The sequence below is a fragment of the Microcoleus anatoxicus genome (assembly GCF_042465725.1).
Classification (GTDB): Bacteria; Cyanobacteriota; Cyanobacteriia; order Cyanobacteriales; family Microcoleaceae; genus Microcoleus; species Microcoleus anatoxicus.
This window is the reverse complement of record NZ_CP120853.1, coordinates 4,987,985-5,006,272: the sequence shown is the minus strand read 5'-3', so window position 1 is coordinate 5,006,272 and position 18,288 is coordinate 4,987,985. Positions and strand designations below refer to the sequence as shown.

The 18,288-nt window shown below is 44.3% G+C and carries 14 protein-coding genes; 2 read left to right on the top strand and 12 right to left on the bottom strand.

The genetic code is table 11. From position 1 onward, the window contains the following. Position 1: 1 nt before the first annotated feature. The 8 genes from P2A85_RS21665 to P2A85_RS21630 form a co-directional block, all read right to left on the bottom strand. A complete protein-coding gene (locus P2A85_RS21665) occupies positions 2 to 208 on the bottom strand; it encodes a hypothetical protein (RefSeq protein WP_377475443.1) in 207 nt (68 codons plus the stop codon). A gap of 213 nt (positions 209 to 421) precedes the next feature. Beyond that, positions 422 to 1,744: a CO2 hydration protein gene (locus P2A85_RS21660; RefSeq protein ID WP_377475441.1), complete on the bottom strand. Its 1,323-nt coding sequence runs from the start codon at positions 1,742 to 1,744 to the stop codon at positions 422 to 424. A 449-nt stretch (positions 1,745 to 2,193) separates the two neighbouring features. Further along, positions 2,194 to 3,747 (bottom strand): NADH-quinone oxidoreductase subunit M, encoded by a 1,554-nt coding sequence (locus P2A85_RS21655; protein WP_377475439.1) that lies wholly within the window; start codon positions 3,745 to 3,747, stop codon positions 2,194 to 2,196. A 118-nt stretch (positions 3,748 to 3,865) separates the two neighbouring features. Beyond that, a complete protein-coding gene (locus tag P2A85_RS21650) occupies positions 3,866 to 4,585 on the bottom strand; it encodes a carbonic anhydrase (protein WP_377475438.1) in 720 nt (239 codons plus the stop codon). A gap of 104 nt (positions 4,586 to 4,689) precedes the next feature. Beyond that, on the bottom strand, positions 4,690 to 6,549 hold the full coding sequence (locus tag P2A85_RS21645; protein ID WP_377475437.1) for an NAD(P)H-quinone oxidoreductase subunit F: 1,860 nt from the start codon (positions 6,547 to 6,549) through the stop codon (positions 4,690 to 4,692). 467 nt (positions 6,550 to 7,016) lie between these two features. Continuing rightward, a complete protein-coding gene (locus P2A85_RS21640) occupies positions 7,017 to 8,042 on the bottom strand; it encodes a glycosyltransferase (RefSeq protein WP_377475436.1) in 1,026 nt (341 codons plus the stop codon). Between the two features lie 184 nt (positions 8,043 to 8,226). Then, positions 8,227 to 9,342 (bottom strand): phospho-N-acetylmuramoyl-pentapeptide-transferase, encoded by a 1,116-nt coding sequence (gene mraY / locus P2A85_RS21635; protein ID WP_377475434.1) that lies wholly within the window; start codon positions 9,340 to 9,342, stop codon positions 8,227 to 8,229. A 217-nt stretch (positions 9,343 to 9,559) separates the two neighbouring features. Further along, on the bottom strand, positions 9,560 to 9,799 hold the full coding sequence (locus P2A85_RS21630; RefSeq protein WP_340522256.1) for a DUF3134 domain-containing protein: 240 nt from the start codon (positions 9,797 to 9,799) through the stop codon (positions 9,560 to 9,562). A gap of 248 nt (positions 9,800 to 10,047) precedes the next feature. Between P2A85_RS21630 and P2A85_RS21625 the strand changes: the two genes are divergently transcribed. Both P2A85_RS21625 and P2A85_RS21620 read left to right on the top strand, forming a co-directional pair. Continuing rightward, positions 10,048 to 11,724, top strand: a complete 1,677-nt coding sequence (locus P2A85_RS21625) for a glycosyltransferase (RefSeq protein ID WP_377475433.1) — start codon at positions 10,048 to 10,050, stop codon at positions 11,722 to 11,724. A 133-nt stretch (positions 11,725 to 11,857) separates the two neighbouring features. After that, positions 11,858 to 12,442, top strand: coding sequence for a PAP/fibrillin family protein (locus tag P2A85_RS21620; RefSeq protein WP_377481627.1), 585 nt, complete (start codon positions 11,858 to 11,860; stop codon positions 12,440 to 12,442). 283 nt (positions 12,443 to 12,725) lie between these two features. Here P2A85_RS21620 and P2A85_RS21615 read toward each other — a convergent pair whose 3' ends face one another. The 4 genes from P2A85_RS21615 to P2A85_RS21600 form a co-directional block, all read right to left on the bottom strand. Further along, positions 12,726 to 13,796 (bottom strand): glycosyltransferase family 4 protein, encoded by a 1,071-nt coding sequence (locus P2A85_RS21615; protein WP_377475432.1) that lies wholly within the window; start codon positions 13,794 to 13,796, stop codon positions 12,726 to 12,728. A 221-nt stretch (positions 13,797 to 14,017) separates the two neighbouring features. Then, positions 14,018 to 16,156: a glycosyltransferase gene (locus tag P2A85_RS21610; RefSeq protein WP_377475431.1), complete on the bottom strand. Its 2,139-nt coding sequence runs from the start codon at positions 16,154 to 16,156 to the stop codon at positions 14,018 to 14,020. Between the two features lie 103 nt (positions 16,157 to 16,259). Then, a complete protein-coding gene (locus tag P2A85_RS21605) occupies positions 16,260 to 16,793 on the bottom strand; it encodes a hypothetical protein (RefSeq protein ID WP_377475430.1) in 534 nt (177 codons plus the stop codon). A gap of 267 nt (positions 16,794 to 17,060) precedes the next feature. Continuing rightward, positions 17,061 to 18,134, bottom strand: a complete 1,074-nt coding sequence (locus tag P2A85_RS21600) for a glucose-1-phosphate thymidylyltransferase (RefSeq protein ID WP_377475429.1) — start codon at positions 18,132 to 18,134, stop codon at positions 17,061 to 17,063. Positions 18,135 to 18,288: the final 154 nt, after the last annotated feature.

The following is an 18,288-nucleotide window of genomic DNA, read 5'->3' as shown; positions in this document are numbered from 1 at the left end:
TTTAAAATACTTCATCTTCGATGCCGAGCCACCATTCCCCCAGATTCATTAAGTCTTGGTGAATGTCGGTAAGTTCTGTAACATATTCTTCGGCAGAAATTTCCGATCGCCTTTCTTGCAGTTTTTTGAGGCGCAGTTGCACTAACAGCCAAGGTTTGGAACTCCCATCGGTGGCTTCGATATATTTTGCTACATCTTGGCTATTCATGATTCTTTTTTAGATTGGATTTTTTTTACCGCAGAGAGCGCAGAGAGCGCAGAGGAAGAGAAGAGAGAGATGTATAATAATTTTGATGCCAACTGATTTAATATTATACCAATTCAAAAGCTCTCATGTTCCCCAGTCGGTTTCAACCTACTTGAGCTTTGAGCCAGGGGTTTAAACCCCTGGCGGACTCGTGGACTCGCACCTAAACAGTCTTTACCTGTAATCGGAAGTCTGAATGCTATTCAATTTCGCTGCATATTTCATGCCGTATTCTGGGCGGCAGAAGCGATCGATCTGTGACTCGAAAAATGCTCGATTTGCTTTCAAATGCTTCGGATTTGGGTCGTCCAAAGGATATAACAGCGCAGTCCGCAATGCTTGAAATACTGCGGAAGTTACACAGTACATCGATCGCTGAAAAGTCACCCCAATTTGATTGAGGATATCATCTTCGCCACGACAGCGCCCTTTGTAGAAATCCAGCAAGTAAGGCGGCAAGAAATGCAACATATCTTGGGCTAGCAATGTCGGTGGAATTCCTGCCGTACCTACGGGGAATTTGTCTGCATACAACACTCCGTAGTGGAAGTCTTTTTGATCGTCGGGAACTTCCTTGGCTTGCGCGTTGTAAGATTTGGTTCCTCGGAACGGCGAAGTGCGGTAAAATACAGCTTCTACGTAAGGTAATGCTGCTTCGTAAAGCCATGTGAAACCCTTAGATTTGGGGATAATTTCGTAGGTTTCGCCGTCGATTTGGACGTGGTGGTAAATGGGCCTTCCGGCGATCGCAAATATCCCATTTACTAGGAAATCCATCGCTTCGGGAACTGTGGTAACTTTCCCTTCATCGTAAAGATCCGAAACTTCAAAAAACACCGGCGCCATTACTTCCCAGAATAAACCGAGATTGCTGTAATAAGACATTTGGCGGCATTGTTCTAAAAACATTTCTGGAAATGCTGCATGAAGTCCCAGCATGAACGGGTCTTTTTTGAAGTAAGCTTTAATGGCGCGATCGGCATTAGCTTTATATTCGTCACTATCCAAATAAGGATCGAATTGATTGGTTGGGACGTACAAGCCCCGGTGCCACAGCATAGATCTCATGCACTCTTCGGCAAATTCCATGTTAATGCGATCGTGCCACAAATGGTGAAACAGTCGCGGTAGTTTACCAGTTTCTCCCTTTTCCATGAACTCCAAAAGTTCAGGGTGAACGCTTCCTGTCCCCCGCCAGATTCGCAAATCTGCACCGTCACCTGCATAGTGATTTTGCAAGTCTAAATACTCCTGTGGTAAGAAGTATTTAAAGAAAGGAAGCGGGTGTAAAAATACCCGTTCAGCGATGTAAAGCAAATCCCGCCAATAGAAGTCCATCGGGACTGCATAAGCTTTCCAAATAGCGATGATTTGCATCAGATTTTCCGGCGTATCTGGAATCATCGCGCCACCAGCTTCTAGCCGATGAATTACATCGGCAAATTCGTGCTTGGAAGGAGGTAGTTTAGTTGCCGGTTTATTAGGAGTTTGTACCATTGTTTCTTCCTTAGTTTGAGTGAATTCTTAAATCTTTCTACTCGTTCCCAGGCTCTGCCTGGTAACGCAGAACCGGAGGCTCTGCCTCCAATTTTCCTACTCAAAAGCGAGGCAGATCCTCTGGATATCGGTTCCCAGGCAGAGCCTAGGAACCAGTTAATTTCTTAGTCCGCGGAGGCGGACTTCGTTTGTGTAGACGCGATTTCAATCGCCGACTTTTCTTAGTCCGCGGAGGCGGACTTCGTTTGTGTAGACGCGATTTCAATCGCCGACTTTTCTTAGTCCGCGGAGGCGGACTTCGTTTGTGTAGACGCGATTTCAATCGCCGACTTTTCTTAGTCCGCGGAGGCGGACTTCGTTTGTGTAGACGCGATTTCAATCGCCGACTTTTCTTAGTCCGCGGAGGCGGACTTCGTTTGTGTAGACGCGATTTCAATCGCCGACTTTTCTTAGTCCGCGGAGGCGGACTTCGTTTGTGTAGACGCGATTTCAATCGCCGACTTTTCTAGGGAATAACTAATAGCTACTTGAGCATTTTTGTCAGCCGGAAGAGTAGCAACGATCGCATTTGTAGTCGATTCGCTCCACTTGAGCAACCAACCGGGCTGAATTCCCAAAACAAAAATGATACCCGCCAAAACCAGCGCTGGCATATTTTCGCCAAAGGTAACAGCAGGATAGTAAGCCGTAGCGTTATCCAATTTCCCAAAACAGGTGCGATTGAGTAGAATGACAAAGTAAACGGCTGTTAAACCCGAAGCTAAAATGCAGATTAAAGTGGGAATTGGAAAGATGGAAAAACTGCCCTGAAATACTAAAAATTCGGCAATAAAACCGACCAAACCAGGAATACCAGCACTTGCCATCCCACCCAAAACTAACAGCGAACTTGCCGTCGGTAAACCCCGCATCGGATTCATCAAGCCGTTGAGCACGTCCAAATCCCGCGTGCCGACTTTGGTTTCGATGATACCTACTAAATAAAATAGCAAAGCTAAAATCAAACCGTGGCTTACCATTTGCCCGACAGCGCCGATTAAGGCTAGCTTCGTGCCCGCTGCACAGGCTACCAGGATGTATCCCATATGTCCGATCGAACTATAGGCTACCATGCGCTTGATGTCTCTTTGGGCGATCGCACTCAAAGCGCCATACATCACGCTCACCGTGCCGATAATCGCTAAACCAGGAGCAATAATTGTCCAAGTTTCAGGAAACATCTGCAAGCAGAACCTAACTAAACCGTAAGTTCCCAACTTCGCCAAAATACCGCCCAACAGAATTGCTGTGGCTGGGGAAGCTTCCACGTAAGCATCCGGTAGCCAAGTGTGTAGTGGCACCAAGGGAATTTTAATTCCAAACCCAATCAGCAGAATTGTTAACAGTATCAACTGCACTTTCAAGGGAAATTCTTGAGTATTAATGGCGCTGTAATCGAAGTTTAAAGAACCGCTCAACCAAGCAATACCCAAAAATGCTCCCAGCACCAAAAGTCCCGAAACGGCGGTGTATATTAGAAACTTCATTGCAGCATATTCTCGCTGCTTGCCACCCCAAATCGCAATCAACAGATAAAAAGGAATTAATTCTATTTCGTAAAACAGTACAAACAGTAGCAAATTTTGAGACATCAAAGCTCCAGCAATACCAGCATTTATTAGCAAAATTAAAGCGTAGTAAAGCTGGGGGCGTTCCATATTTTCCCCAGTCCCAAAAATGACTAATGCCGTCAGTAATGCGCTTAAAACTAGCAGTGGCAAAGACAAGCCATCAATGCCCAAGTTGTAGCTTAAACCTAATTGCGGAATCCAAGGCAAATATTCTTGAAATTGCAGTCCCGAATTGGCTTGATCGAATTGAGTCAGCAGCCAGAGATTCAAAAGGAACACAACAGCAGCAAAAGCCGAGGCTATTGAGCGCAGACGCATTCTATTGATATTTCCGGGCAAGAACCCGACTACCGCAGCGCCCAACGCGGGCAACCAGAGCAAGGCACTAAGCATAATTAAAGTGTGAAGAGTGAAGAGTGAAGAGTAAAGAATCTATTTTGCACGCTTTTGTGTTTGATAATTTGAGATTTTTGATGTTAACTATTCCCCCTATTATCAAGCCAAAATTGCATCACGAATCAACAAGAATATTGACTGCACCCGTGTCTAAATCGTAGTATCCACCAACAACTTTCAGTTTTTTCTCCTCAATTAACTTAGAGATAACTGGAGATGCTTTCAACCTTTTAGCTTGCAGCAAAACATTGGCTTTTGAGGCATTTTCTAGACGATCGCCCCCTTGGTCTTTCGAGCTTTCTACAGCCGGCTTAATGGCGTCGAGCAAACTGCCAATTTGACCGGGAACTTGAGCGCCTTTGATAGTTGCATCTACCGCACCGCACCTTTTATGTCCGATTACCACCAGCACTTTTGCTCCCAATACCAAGGTGCCAAATTCCAGGCTGCCAATTTCTTCTGGAGTAGCCACATTTCCGGCCACGCGACAGACAAATAAATCTCCCAATCCCCGATCGAAGATCATCTCGGAAGGAAAGCGGGAATCTGCACAGCCGAGAATCGCAGCAAAGGGTTTTTGAGATTTGGCAACTTCGGCGAGGCGAACTAAATCTTGGTTGGGATTTTGGCGTTTTCTGTCAACAAACCGCTTGTTTCCGTCCATTAACTGTTTCAGAGCTGCATCGGGAGTCATGTCATTTTGGGCAATTGCTGGTTCCGGTGCAGCTAAATCAGCGCCTGCTCGTGCTGCGAGTATCCCTGTACCGATCGCACCTGCGACAAATTTGAGGGAATTGCGCCGGGAAAGATTGACTTGTCTGTTATTTGAGTTCATTGATTCTGCCTTGTTGGTTCGAGTTGGAAATCTTGGTTAAAGACTTCATCTTTTTAAGATTTTAGATTAAAAGTGTCACCTAAAATCTTAAATCTTAGATCTATTTACCCGCCGACAATCAGCGACAGGCGAGCTAGCAGCGGCCAGCTTACTATCAGTCCCAATAGTGCAACTCCGCACAGAATTGTTAAGGCATAAAACTGAGTTTGACCGTTAACGTTGTACTTGAGACTTTGCCCACCGAAAACCGTTGCAAAACCGATGAGATTTACGAATCCGTCAACAATATTGCGATCGATCCAAGAGATAATTTGAGCCACTAAACCAACGGCAAATATCACTGTCACGCGGTAAAGTTTTGCCGTGTAAAAGTCGTAGGCAAAAAAGTCTTGCAGGGCTTCAGAACCAATTCGCACTGGTTTTTCCCATTTCTCATTCAGGTAAACAAATGCTCCCGTACCAATGCCGATCGCCGTGGACAAAACTAGCAGTCCAGTTGTGGTATAATTCAAACTTGCCACAGGTAATAACTGCCACGCAGCCAGCAAGTGCGGAACGTGCAAAGTAAAGCCCATTAAAATCATCATCGGCAAGATGAAAGGCCAGTGAACTTCCGGCGAACGTTCAGTCATTTGCTTTGGTTTGCCACCAAAAACTAAACCGAAGACGCGCACCAAGCCAAAAGCAGTGACACCGTTGACAAACAAAACTATTCCTAACAGCAAAGGGTGAGTTTCCCAAAGCCCAGATGCTAATTCTGATAAAGTCCAGAAACAGCCGAAGGGTGGCAGTCCCACCAATCCAGCGCTACCGACAATAAACGATATTGCCGATATCGGACGTTTTCTCCACAAACCGCCGAGAGAACGGACATCCTGAGTGATGCTGTTCCAAACTACCGAACCGATGCTCATTACCAGCAAGCCCATTGCCAAAGAGTAAGCAAATACTAATGTCAGGGCTGTGTCGGTTTGTCCCGTGCCGACGGCGATAAATACTAAGCCCATGTATGAGCTAACTATATAGGAAAGCGTGCGCTTGATGTCAATTTGGGCGATCGCAATCAAGGAAGCACCCACCGCCGTCGCCACACCAACAACAATAGTTGTTGTCACCCCAATCGACGACAAAGCAATCACCGGCTGCAACTTAATCAAAATCCAAGCACCGGTTTCCACAACTACAGTGTTCCGCAAAATTGTGGCCGGCAGAGGCCCTTCCATCGCTTCATCCAGCCACAAGTGCAAGGGAAACTGCGCGCATTTCCCCATGGGGCCGGCAATCAAAGCCAAGGCCAACAGGGCGGCTACAGTAGGGTCGAGGTTCGCTGTTTGAGCCCACACGGCCAACTCATCAAAATTCCAAGTTCCAGCCAGTGGCAAAATTGCGACTACTCCCATCAGCAGGAATAAGTCTCCTACCCGCTTGGTTAAGAAAGCGTCGCGAGCTCCCGTCACCACCAAAGACTGATTGAACCACAGCCCGACTAGCAGGTAGGTGCCCAAAGTGAGAACTTCCAAAATCATGTAACTGAAAAACAGGGAATTGCAGAGCACTAAGCCACACATCCCCGCTTCAAACAGCCCCATCAGGGAAAAGAACCTAGCCCAGCCCCAGTCCATTTCCATGTAACCAAAGGCATAAATCTGGGCCAGCAAGTTCAGTCCCGTAACCAAAACTGTCGCCCCGACGGTGACACTAGAGATTTCGACGGGAATGGTTAAGTCTAAACCTGCAACATTCAGCCAGGGAATGAACTGTTGTTGTGCTGGTTGGTTCCAGATAGCTGTGAGGGCGATGACGCCGTGTACGAAAGCAAGGAATGTGAATATGGCATTAAGATAACCGGATGGTCTTGGCCCCGTGCGACGGGTGACAGCCGGAAACCACAGCATCGACAAAACTCCGCCGATGAGTGGATAGCAAGGTATAAACCAAACGGTCTGGAGTAGGATTTGAGCCATTGGCATTACCTGTAAAGGTTACAAAAATTTAATAATCTGAGAATAATTCCGATCGCCCTGACTACAGTATGGGAAAGCCAGAATTCAGAAGTAGATGCATTTTTTGCGTCAGTCTTCCAGTTACTGGTTGTCTTGAGACTAGGCGCTTCAGAATAGACTTATTAATTTTATATTAAGTATTGCGTTAAATTTTCATATTTCTGATTCACCATATTTATCTGTACCTATAAACTCTACTTATAATATCGTTTACGGTTGTATCGGAATGATTTAACCGCAGAGAGCGCAGAGGGCACAGAGGAGGAGAAGAGAGAGATGAATACAGGACGATACCAACGGATTTGATATCAGATGGCCAGCGGACTCGAAGTATCAGTTTTTTTACTTATTGATAAACAAGGTTGTATACAAAGCGAGAACGGTCGATCGCACTTTCGATGGAATCCATGATTGATTGCTCTAAAATATTAAAACGGCTCAATTTCCCAAGCTGATTCGGGGAGTTTCGCTCTTAGCTGTCCGATCGCCCTTGACCTAACATTCACTAGACCGATCGGTGTACTCAACAAATCTACCAGATTCTTCCTGTCGATCGCGCGCTTCACCGCAGCAACCGGCAATTCCTTCAACAGCCACCTCGCCAGCCGATACAAATATTCCTGTGTTGTCAATTCTCGCATCAAATCGACACCGTGGAGTTCGTGCAAGTATTTATTAGATTCACCGTACCGATACCATTGACTTTGCAACTGTTTTAATGTACTGCGGTGTCGGTGTCGCACAATGGCACTTTCGGCAAAATGCAATTGATAAGATGTTTCCCGCAAAATCCGCCAGCACAAATCCGCATCGCCACCACTCGTAAGGTAGGGGCGAAATAAACCAACTTGTGCTAAAACTTTTTTGCGTACAGCTAAATTGGCAGTTTGGCCGTAAGCACAAAAAGGGTGAGCGAGTGTATGTTTTTGAGATAGAGTATTTTGGCGATCGGCGTGTTGTTCTAAAATAGTTTTACCGGGCAATGCGAGTATTTCCCCGGCGGAAAGCGCTATTTCTGGATTCACAAAAGGCTGAACTAAATTTTCCAACCACTCAGATTCCGGGCGACAGTCTGCATCAGTAAAGGCAATGATTTCACCTTTCGAGTTGTGAATTCCTTGGTTGCGGGCGGCGTAGGAACTTTGAATCTGGTTTTCAGTGAGGTGGCGAATAGTTATTCTATCCAAATCCCCTCCCCCTCTTGGTAAAGAGGGGTTAGAAACTCCTATCTTACCTCCCCCCCTTACCAAGGGGGGGACTGAGGGGGGGTTAGAGACTGCTGTTTGGATAATTGTTGAAGTGCGATCGCAACTGTTGTTGTCTACTAAGAGATATTCTACTTTGTCTGGTGGATAAATTTGCGATCGCAAGCACTCAATTAAATCCGGCAAATCCCTCTCACCGTTGTAAATTGGCACTACCACCGAAACTTCCGGTAAAAACATTTTAATCATTCAAAACAACTCTTCCTTCGCGCTCTTCGCGTCTTCGCGGTTCGTTCAAATAATTAAAAAGCGTTATTAAGTTCCATTAGACATCTCCCAAAAAGCTTGTCAAGAACAGGCAGGATGCCTGTTCCACAAGAATAGTATAAAATATCTCTTACATCCCCTGCACAATCCCTTACCCAATCCGCTGTTAACTGTTGCCCGTCAATATCAAAATCATTAACACCAGCAAGGCGTTAGTCAAATAAAAGATACCAACCACCTGAGTCTCCAACCAGCCAGACAACTCTAAATGATGGTGCAGAGGAGCCATTTTTAACAGACGCTTGCCGATGCCATCGGGCCCTTTGGTAGCCTTGTAATAACTGACTTGAGCTATGACTGACAGCGTTTCTACCAAGAAAATGATGCTGATGATTAATAATACCCAAAGGCTATTAGTTAATAAAGCTACCGCAGCCAAAGCACCTCCCAAGGCCAAGGCACCCGTATCGCCCATAAACACGCGGGCTGGATTGCGGTTGTGAGTCAAGAAACCCAAACAACTGCCGCTCATACAGACACAAAATATCATTAATTCGGGTGAAGTTGAAGCTACAGATGCACCTAATCCCAAAAGTGCGATCGCCCCCAAACCACCCATTAACCCGTCAACGCCATCCGTAAGATTAGTAGCATTGCTTTCAGCAACCAGCACAAAACCAGCTAGCGGCCAAAACAGCAAACCTAAGGGCAATACTATCCCAAATGGCAAAGGAATATTTGTAGAAATAGTGGGTTGATGAAACATTAGCCACAGACAAAATAGAGCAGCAAAACCTATTTGCAAAGCCAACTTCATCCGAGGAGAAATACCTTTATTCGACTTGCGGCGCAGAATTTGCCAGTCATCTAACCAGCCGATAAAACCGTAAGCTAAAGTTAGAGCCGAAACTGCCACCACATCAGAGTTAAACCTAGACCAAAGTAAGGCTACAGCGACTCCTACAGGCACAAAAAATATGCCTCCCATGGTGGGGGTTCCTGCTTTTTTCAAGTGTGCTTGAGGGCCGTCCTCGCGGATTATTTGTCCGGCTTTGAGTTTTTGAAGTAAAGGTACAACTACAGAACCCAAACCCGCTGCGCACAAAGCACAAACAACTAGCGGCATAAATAGGGATGTAGGTGAATTTAAAAATCTACCCGCGGCCAAATCTAAACCGATAGATGCAATGCCGAGCCCCAAACTCAGCAGCAGGAATAAATTCCTGCCTGTAAGTTTTAAAGGCATACTCAAAGAAACTTTCTCATCCAAAAAGTTATCCATAAAACTCCTCACCACACACCATTTGATAACAAGAAAATTGACATTTTGGTAATTTGGGTATGGCATTGACTATCGGGGAAGTTATGAGTTTTTTTCTTCCCTGTTACTAGCTAAGTCCTGCACCCTATTAGTCGGTATTAGACCTCTCCCGTAATTATTGTGGAACCAGCCCTCCAGCTTGTTCTTGACTTTATTTTTAGGAGATGTCTATTAGTCGTTAGTCATCGCCAGCAGCCACATCGTCATCAACTTCGTCGTCTAAGTCATCATAGGGGTTGTCGTCAACTGCCATCAATTCCGAGATTTCTTCTTCGTGTAGATAGTCCGGTTCTTGAACATCCCTTGCTAACAGGCGATTGGTAGATTCCAGCCAATCTAACAGAGAAGATTGCTGCTTTAATGGAATTACATCAGCAGGAAGATGGCGGGGTATTTGACGCAGAGATGGGTTGTACATAATTCTCGGTTTTTAAACACAAATACTCGATCGAATTGAGGTAATTTGCTTGCCTGACCACTACTTTGATGTAGCCTTGGAAATCGGGTATTTAGCAGAGCTAAAGCATTATACCACAGGCTCCTTTTGGTTCCGGATCGAGGTACGATGGCCTATGGTTAAGGCGATCGTACCCAGGCTTGCGCGCTAGATTAGCACAAAATCCGCTCCGAGTCATCATCTTTTTGCAGTAATATTTTAGTTGGAAAATGGACATAACAGCAGCAGTTTTATACACCAAGGATGGCTACGACACAGGTGGCAAAAGGCTTCTAGGGCGTCATTCCGCCGGAGAAGGATTTCTCAAAAGCTTAGTCCAACACGGCACTGCGGACTCTCTCTACTGTTGCGCCGACAGCGAAGCAACATTTCAAGAGTTTTGTACCCGCATTCAGCCCTGGCTGTCCCAACCTCGGAAAGTCCGGTGGATTCAGAAAGAGCGACCCGATTTGCTATCTGCGCCTGGTACAATTTACCGACCCGATCCAGCTCTTTCAGACATGGTTTGGGGACGTCGATTTGTCAATCAGCGGGCCTACAGCGTTTGCGGCGTTACCCACACGATCGCAACTAAGTATGTCATGGATGCGATCGGCCATTTAGTCACCGCACCAGTACAACCTTGGGATGCCCTCATCTGCACCTCTGCCGCCGTCAAACACACCGTCGAACAAGTAATGACTAGCTGGGGCGAGTACCTAGCACAGCGTACAGGCGGTAAACCCGAAATTTTGGTCAAATTGCCAGTTATTCCCCTAGGAGTCGATTGCAGCGCCTTTGCACAAGGCGTGGATGCACTCAATAGTCGCCACCAACAGCGGCAAGAACTCGGAATTTCTGCCGACGATATAGTCGTATTATTTGTCGGGAGATTAACCTTTTCCGCAAAAGCTCATCCGGTACCAATGTACATGGCCTTGGAAGGCGCAGCGCAACAAACCAAGACTAAAATTCACTTAATCCAAGCCGGTTGGATCGAAGATCCGAGAGAAGAACCCGACTTTAAAAACAGCGCCCAAGTATTTTGTCCCTCAGTAAATACTATTTTATTAGACGGAAGAAAGCCAGAAATTAGAGTCAATATTTGGTCGGCTGCCGATATTTTTATTTCACTTTCCGACAACATTCAAGAAACCTTTGGGCTGACCCCCATTGAAGCGATGGCGAATGGATTGCCTTGTATAGTCTCCGATTGGAACGGATACAAAGAATCAGTCCGCCATGAAATAGATGGTTTCAGAATTCCCACACTGATACCACCACCGGAATCTTGTTTAGACTTAGCCATAAATTATCTAGATGATAGTTTAAATTGGCCCACTTACATGGGTCATACTTCCCTAGCCACAGCAGTTGACATCGATGCTTGCACTCGCGCTTTGTGCCAATTAATTGCAGACAGTGAATTGAGAAAGCGGATGGGGGACAATGCCCGACAAAGAGCCAGGGAAGTTTATGATTGGAAAGTGGTAATTGCGGCTTACGAACAGTTGTGGCGAGAATTGGCAGAAATTCGCCTTCAGGCACCGGAATCTGCCCCTGTAAAACCAGGAATGCCACCTTATCCCCTGGGTGACGATCCATTTCGGGTGTTAAGCCATTATTCGACTCGAACTTTAAGCAATGAGATGATGCTGAGTCTGGGTAAAATAGCCACACCGGAACTTTTGAGGGAGTTACAAACCATTTGGTTTACCAGTTTTGGTCAAGACCGGAGAATTTCTGTTAGCATTCAGATGGAGATATTGGAGACAATTAAGCAAGAAGGTGCTGTCAGCGTCGGGGAAGTTATCAGACGCTATGCCAAAAACGAGCAAGAATTAGCCTCTCTGTATCGAACTCTACTTTATTTAGTGAAGTTTGATATCTTAGTTGTTGGTTATTAGTTATTGGTTATTTGCCTTACCCTGAGCGGAGTCGAAGGGTCGAAAGGGTTATCGGTTATTGGTTATTTGTAGCAGTCAACAGTCAACAGTCAACCGTCAACAGCCAACCGTCAACCGTCAACCCAACAAAACTATGATTGGAAAATCTGGACTATTAGAAATAATTGCGGGTAAAAATCGTGGTTTGCTGGCGACGGCTAGCGATAAACAAGCGATTTTAAGTGCGATCGCCCAATTGGAAGATTTCAACCCCACACCGCGCCCTGTGGAAGCCACAGAGCTTTTAAATGGCGATTGGCGGTTATTGTACACCACCAGCCGCGCACTGCTGAATCTAGACGGTTTTCCCTTGTTAAAACTAGGTCAAATTTATCAATGTATCCGAGTTGAAGAATCTAAAATTTATAACATTGCCGAACTTTACGGATTGCCTTATTTGGAGGGAATAGTTAGCGTAGCGGCAAAATTTGAAGCAACTTCAGAACGTCGAGTGCAAGTAAAATTTGAGCGGTCAATTTTAGGTTTACGCAGCTTGATTGGCTATGAATCTCCTGTCAAATTTATCAATGATATTGAGTCGGGTAAAAAGTTCACTGCTGTCGATTTCGGGCTGGATGCACGGGAACAGCAGGGATGGCTGGATATTACTTATTTGGATAGCGATTTGCGGATTGGGCGCGGGAATGAAGGAAGTGTTTTTGTGTTGACAAAAGAGTGATTTATTATTGGCTGTAGGGGCGGGTTTCACCAACCATCTCGGCCTCAAACCAATTATCTCGTAAACCCGCCCCCGCCCAAGGAAGAATCAGAATGTACATTTTTCGCTTTTAATCAAAGAAAAGGTTGATGCAGGTTATCTATTGTGGGGGGCGGGTTTATATGAATTGTTTGTGGGAATTCAAGATTTTTGGTAAAACCCGCTCCTACAAATATTGTTGTAAGATTTTTTTTTACCGCAGAGGGCGCAGAGGGCGCAGAGGGGAGAGATTAAGAGAGAATATTTAAAGGTATTTTTGTAAAATATTGGTAGTGGCTTCTCCGGTTTTGTTCCAGCTAAATTGCTCTGCTCTAGCTAAACTAGCAGTCTTTAGGTGCGATCGCAATTTTGAATCTGTGGCTAGGGCTTTCATCGCTGCGGCGATTTCTCCAACGTTGTAAGGATTTACTAATAATGCCGCATCTGAGCTCACTTCTGGCATTGATGACAGGTTGGAGGTAATTACAGGAGTGCCGCAAGCCATTGCTTCTAAAATTGGTAAGCCGAATCCTTCCCAAAGTGTGGGGAAAACTAGGGCGATGGCTTGATTCATTAGTATGGGTAATCGATCGTAGGGAACGTAACCCAAAAATTTGATGGCAGATTCTAGTCCTAATTCTGCAACTTGTGCTATCAATTGTGGTGTGTACGCATTGCTTGGCCCCGATAGCCAAAGTTCGTAATTTTCGCGATCGCCCAAACTCGCAAAGGCCGCAATTAACCTTTCCAGGTTTTTATAAGGATCGTGTCTCCCTGTATAAAGAAAATAATTTTTGACTGGTAAGTCTAAATATCTAAAATTAAGGCGATCGCAAGCTAGGGGAATTGCCGTCATTTTTTGAGTCGGAATTTGATAAAATTGAGCCACATCCTCCACCGTAGCTTGAGAATCGCAAATAATGTGTTCTGCTTGTCGCAAAACCTGGGGTATATAGTAGCGGAAATAAGCTGTCAAACGCGAAAATTTTTGGGGAAATCGCAAAGGGATTAAATCGTGTACTGTGACTATGTAGCGGCAGCCTGAATACAACGGTGCTTCGGGAATTGGAGAAAATATCAGGCTTGAGTGCAATTTTTGGTAAATTTTAGGTAAGTTAAATTGAGTCCACAATATTCTGTTAATCTGTCCTTTGCTGCCGCTATCCGGGGTGAGATTTCCGGGAATTTGATAGCAAGTATAATCCTCAATCTGTTGGGAACTAAGTAAGGTTGGTTCTAGCTTTTCAAGTTGGGGAAACAGATTTGCTGCATAGATGCCAATTCCCGTTGGTTGGGGAGTTAAAAATGACAAGTTAATTAACAGTGAATTGGACATGATTTTAGGTAAGACAATTTATCTATATTGTAGGGGCGGGTTTCACCAACCATAATTGCCGAAAACCCATAATCTCCTAAACCCGCCTAAGAATCAAAATGTAGATTTTTATGGTTGGAAAGAAGTCAGATTTGGTGTAAGTTATTGGCGGTGTGGGGGCTGGTTTATATCACTTGTTTGTCATCATTAAATATTGTTGGTAAAACCCGCCTCGGAGCAATTTATCGATCGCGATCGACATCGAGCATTTGAGCAACATACCCTGGATTGGGCAGAGGAATTGTAGCATATTCTTGGCGAATTATCTCAAAAAATTGCTTGACTTTTGCCTCGAAATATGCACTGCTAAAACCTTCGCCACGTTGTTCAGCAAACCCTTGAAATTCTACTAACAAATCAGGATTAGCAATCAGTTGATGGGAATGGTGACACAGTTCCTCCACAGTGTTGAATAAAAAACCCGATCGCCCATGTTCCACAATTTCCGGTTGTCCACCACCGTTGAAAACAATCGGAACACAACGGTTTTGCATTGCTTCCACCGTCGCCATCCCGAAATGTTCAAATCTTTGGGGATTGACTTCTCCCAAACCGCAGCCGTGCCAAAATATACTGGCTTTAGCATAAAGCGATTTTACTTCATCCAAGTCAGCATTGACCTTAAGTTCGATCGCCCTGGAATCTTGCTTCAATAAATTTTGAACAGTCTTTAAATAAGGATTGCGGGGAACACTACTTCCCACCAAAACTAGTCGCCATCCTTGCAGTTTTTCTGGATAATTCTCGCGCAAACTGCGAAAAGCTTTAATTAATTCAATTTGCTTTTTGGTTCCCCCAGCTTCCCACTGTCCCACAGCTAAAATAATGTTTTCTTTCTGGACTTGAGAAGTTGTCATTTCTACAGGCGGATAAAGTAAAAAAGTTGGTTTTAGATCCCAGCGTTTCTCCAACCACTTAACAGTAAATTGACTGTTAGCAATCATGAACGTGTAGTCATCAACCGCAAAATGACGGTTGCGAAAAGTATTGGGAAAGTGGCAGAAAAATACCGAAATTGGGGACAATGGTTTGACTTTTTCCAGTTGATTAGCGTTCACAAAAATATCATAATTTTTGCTTTCTTTGGCAATTTCATCAAAGGGATTTTCCAAGTCATCGGTAATCATGCTGGAATCAATACACTGCATTCCGCGCTTTTCGTAAAACTGCAACGGAATAACTTTTATTTGACATTGGGAAAGGTTGAGTCCGTACCAGGATTCTAAATCCGAAATCACCACTGGTTTGTTAGTAATAAAAGTGATACTAAATTGATTTTGCAGCAGGGAAGCTATTGTCGCTACATATTTTTGTCCCCCACCAATAAAATGCAGTCCGTGATCGTAAATCCCGATCGACATTTGGCGATCGCCTCGAACCACCTGTAACCGAGACAAAATGCGATCGACTTTTAGCCGACTATAAATCACCGCCAACTTTTCCGACAATTGCGACAGCACAGTTTCTACTATTTCCGGCTTCTGATACTCTAGCAATTTTTTAATTGCTACAAATATGCTCTCGAACAACAAATCATACTGTTTATTCGTAAAAAAATCCGAAGTATGAATCGCAGAAACTAATTGCAAAGGTTCGTGTTTTGCCAAATACAAAAAACGATTGCGATTACAAAAATACTCCGTGAGTTTGCTTCCCCGACTTGAACCTCGGTATTCGTGATGTGCGATCGCATCGGGAGTATAAAGCATTTCCCAACCCCGCTTTTGACAGCGTTTCGCAAACTCAACATCCTCAAAATACATCACAAAATCTTCGTCTATCAGTCCCACATCTTCCAGACATTTCCTACGAAACAGCACCGTAGCCCAACACAAACCTTCTACGTTGCGTTCTGTATCATATTGTCCTGCATCTTTCTCCCCAAAGCCCACATCTCGCCAATAAAAATTAGGTAATTGCTGAATTCCCACACTATTAATTCGCCCATCTTTGAACAGCAATTTCCCACTAGCAGCACCAACCTTGGGGTTTGTTTCTAGTTTTTTAACTAAAATTTCTAACCACGAACTTTCCAGGGTAGCATCGTTATTTAGAAATGCGATGTACTGTCCTTGAGCTTGGCTGATACCCAAGTTAAGAGCTTTAGCAAAGTTGTTGGCAGAATTTACCACAATACGAACTTTGGGAAAGCATTTTCGCAAAGATTCAACTGAGTCGTCTTGAGAACAGTTATCTATTAAAATTAAATCGAGTTTTTCTTCTGGATACGCAAGTTTTTGTAGCGATTTTAAGCAATCTTTAGTTTGGCGAAAACCGTTATAATTAACTATAATTAGCGAGCATATTGGTAGTGTCGTCATCAAATTTTAGATTTTGGATTTTAGATTTTAGAACTTAGATTACTCTCGCGACTAAATTTGGAGACTTAGGAAACGAAAATTGTTTGGGGTCATTTTTGATATTTTATCGCGGTAGATCGAGCAATCTCTCCTGGATTTCTTCTAACATAGCAGAATGCTGCTCCTGTATAGCTTTTATTTGCTCTATTTCAGATTGCAGTGCTGCGATCCCTGCTTGTTGCATCTCAAGTTTAGCTCTAACTTCAGGAGACTCGTTGCTAAATTCAGATTGAATTTTTTTCTCTAGGCTTTGCTGATTCTCCTGCAATTTTTGCAATTGATTGCTCAATGTTTGAACGACGCGGGTATTGGCAAAATTGTAAATTACTTGTCTTTCTAGTACAGGTCTGAGCAATTTTCTGACTATTTTTCTAACGGCGATTACTGCGGAACCAAGCCTCCTTTGGTAAGAGGTAATTGGGATATTGTAAATATCAAAACCAGTTTTTAACAGAGCGATATCTTCATCTTCTTCCTCAAGGGCGATCGCACTTTTTTCTCTCACAGACAATGGCGAATCAACAATACCAATTCGTGGTTCCAAAGTTTGTCGTAATTTATCAATTATTTGTTGAGTTGGTATTTCTTCAGACTGCAAACTTTTCTCTCCTTTAGATAACTTAGTATCGATGCTTGGGGAACACCCATCTTAACCTGTTCCAGGGCGGGCAGAATGCCCACCCCACAAAAACATTTATTTCTTGTCATACCAAATCCTGGTTAAAAACCCCCTTTATTTCTTAGTCCGCGTCGGCGGACTTCGTTTTTGTAGTAGCGGTTTCAACCGCCGAATCATAGAGGGGGTAACAAGGCAGGATTTGGTATCAAACAGCATGATTGCTTCCGATATTGGCAATATCCAAACTTACACCAACTCGATTTGACTGTCATCCCCAATCATAAACCTCAGCGCTTTCGGACGGATAGGAGCATTAGTTAATTGAGCTCGCTGGCCGATTACGCTGTCCACAATTCGTTGCTCAATCCCTGATATTTTAGCACCTTCCAAGATGACACTGTGTTCGATATCCGCATCAAGCATCGTGACTCGATCGGCAATACTACTGTAAGGTCCGATAAAGCAATTTTCAATGTGGCAATTTTCCCCAATTACCACAGGTCCGCGTACCGTACAGTTAATTATTTCACTGCTTTTGCCAATTTGTACTCGCCCGGTAATTTGACTTTTTGCATCTACTTTTAATTCTGTCGAAGCTACAATACAGCTATCTAGGATAATTTGGTTAGCACTTAGCAAATCGTCTTTTTTCCCCGTATCCAACCACCAACCTTCTAGATTGGAAGCTTCTACTTTTTTTTGCTGATTAATAAGCTGTTGAATTGCATCAGTAATTTCTAGTTCGCCACGGGCAGATGGTTGAATTTGGGCGATCGCCTCGTGAATCGTGGGAGCAAAAAAGTAAACCCCAACTAATGCTAAATTAGAAGGAGGGACTTTCGGCTTTTCTACTAGCTGCAATACTCGTCCTTTTTCATCCACTGTGGCTACACCAAAAGCAGTAGGATTCGCCACCTGCCGCAGCATAATCAAAGCATCTAATTTGTTGTTGTTAAAAGTCTCTAAAAACGGATTTAGTTGACTTTCAATTAAGTTGTCTCCTAAGTACATGATAAACGGAGAATCTCCCAAAAATGGTTGGGCGATTTTAACCGCATGAGCTAATCCCGCTGGTTTTTCCTGCAAAATATAGGTAATTTTCGCACCAAAGCGATCGCCATTTCCGGTTTTCGCTTTCACTTCTTCACCAGTTTCGGGACTAACAATAATCCCAATATCGGTAATCCCTGCCGCCACAATTAGCTCAATTCCGTACCACAGTATGGGCTTATTTGCCACAGGAACCAACTGCTTTGCACCCGTATAGGTGAGGGGACGCAAGCGTGTTCCTTTGCCGCCAGAGAGGATTAATGCTTTCATTTGGTTAACTCTGAGTTATCCTTGCTTGGTTTGCGGTGCTGACTGGATTTGTCTGCACTTGTTCGCTTTCGTTCATCTTAAAGCACCATTACTCCCGTGGCAAGAGTCTGGGTCTATTCTGATACCATTCATTGAGGGCGATCGACCCTTTAGC

What these genes read in the sequence shown, in the direction of transcription:
- P2A85_RS21665 (WP_377475443.1), bottom strand. Translation starts at nt 208, where the DNA reads ATGAATAGCCAAGATGTAGCAAAATATATCGAAGCCACCGATGGGAGT.
- P2A85_RS21660 (WP_377475441.1), bottom strand. Translation starts at nt 1,744, where the DNA reads ATGGTACAAACTCCTAATAAACCGGCAACTAAACTACCTCCTTCCAAG.
- P2A85_RS21655 (WP_377475439.1), bottom strand. Translation starts at nt 3,747, where the DNA reads ATGCTTAGTGCCTTGCTCTGGTTGCCCGCGTTGGGCGCTGCGGTAGTC.
- P2A85_RS21650 (WP_377475438.1), bottom strand. Translation starts at nt 4,585, where the DNA reads ATGAACTCAAATAACAGACAAGTCAATCTTTCCCGGCGCAATTCCCTC.
- P2A85_RS21645 (WP_377475437.1), bottom strand. Translation starts at nt 6,549, where the DNA reads ATGGCTCAAATCCTACTCCAGACCGTTTGGTTTATACCTTGCTATCCA.
- P2A85_RS21640 (WP_377475436.1), bottom strand. Translation starts at nt 8,042, where the DNA reads ATGATTAAAATGTTTTTACCGGAAGTTTCGGTGGTAGTGCCAATTTAC.
- mraY (WP_377475434.1), bottom strand. Translation starts at nt 9,342, where the DNA reads ATGGATAACTTTTTGGATGAGAAAGTTTCTTTGAGTATGCCTTTAAAA.
- P2A85_RS21630 (WP_340522256.1), bottom strand. Translation starts at nt 9,799, where the DNA reads ATGTACAACCCATCTCTGCGTCAAATACCCCGCCATCTTCCTGCTGAT.
- P2A85_RS21625 (WP_377475433.1), top strand. Translation starts at nt 10,048, where the DNA reads ATGGACATAACAGCAGCAGTTTTATACACCAAGGATGGCTACGACACA.
- P2A85_RS21620 (WP_377481627.1), top strand. Translation starts at nt 11,858, where the DNA reads ATGATTGGAAAATCTGGACTATTAGAAATAATTGCGGGTAAAAATCGT.
- P2A85_RS21615 (WP_377475432.1), bottom strand. Translation starts at nt 13,796, where the DNA reads ATGTCCAATTCACTGTTAATTAACTTGTCATTTTTAACTCCCCAACCA.
- P2A85_RS21610 (WP_377475431.1), bottom strand. Translation starts at nt 16,156, where the DNA reads ATGACGACACTACCAATATGCTCGCTAATTATAGTTAATTATAACGGT.
- P2A85_RS21600 (WP_377475429.1), bottom strand. Translation starts at nt 18,134, where the DNA reads ATGAAAGCATTAATCCTCTCTGGCGGCAAAGGAACACGCTTGCGTCCC.